The organism is Protofrankia sp. Cr1 (assembly GCF_963555865.1).
Lineage (GTDB): Bacteria > Actinomycetota > Actinomycetes > Frankiales > Frankiaceae > Protofrankia.
Genome location: NZ_CAUVXO010000079.1, coordinates 3,316 through 4,157 on the forward strand (window position 1 = coordinate 3,316; position 842 = coordinate 4,157).

Sequence of the window (842 nt, forward strand, 5' to 3'; positions counted from 1 at the left end):
CGGCCGCGACCCGGCCGCTGTCGAGTACATAAATCCGATCCGCCTGACGGACCGTGCTCAGCCGATGTGCGATGACAATGCGTGTGCAGGAAAGCTCCGCCACCCGGCTGGTCACCTCGTGCTGGGTCTTGTTGTCCAGCGCGCTGGTGGCCTCATCGAAGATGAGAATCGCGGGCTTACGCAGGAGCGCGCGGGCGATGAACAGCCGTTGGATCTGCCCACCGGAAAAGCTCTGGTGGTCCTCCCCGACCCGGGTCGCCAGACCCAACGGCAGGCGCCGCAGCTCGTCGGCGATGCCGGCGGTCTGTGCGGCCTGCCACACGTCGGCCTCGGTGACGCCCTGGGCCGAACCGACGATGTTGTCCAGCAGCGAACCGCGAATCAGGCGGCTGTGCTGGGTGACCACACCGATCTGGGCGCGAACCGCCCGCGGGTCGAGCCCGGCGAGATCCCGGCCGTCGTAACGGACGTGACCGGAGGCGGGGGTCTCGAACCCGAGCAGCAGCCGGACGATCGTGGACTTGCCTGCTCCGGACGGCCCGACCACCGCGACCATCTCGCCCGGCTCCGCCCGCAGCGCGATCCGGTCCAGGGTGGCGCGGGAGTTTCCGGGATATGCGAAGGTCACGTCGTCCAGGTCGACCGTGCCTGCGAGCGCGCCGGGGTCGGCGGCATCGGCGTCGGCCTCCGGCTCAGCGGCCAGGATCGGGGTGAGCCGGGTGAGGATCGGCGCCACCGCGAACGCGGGCCCCGCCACGCTGCCGAGCTGGCCCAACGCGATCGACACCTGGGCCACCGCCACGGCGGTGACGAGCAGGTGCTCGACGCTCACCGCCATACCC

General features: G+C 70.8%; 1 protein-coding gene. It reads right to left on the reverse strand.

Features of this window, described 5'->3' with window-relative positions:
- Nucleotides 1–832 (reverse strand): ATP-binding cassette domain-containing protein (locus U9980_RS09430; protein WP_322767581.1); only part of this gene is annotated, 832 nt, incomplete at its 3' end.
- Nucleotides 833–842: the final 10 nt, after the last annotated feature.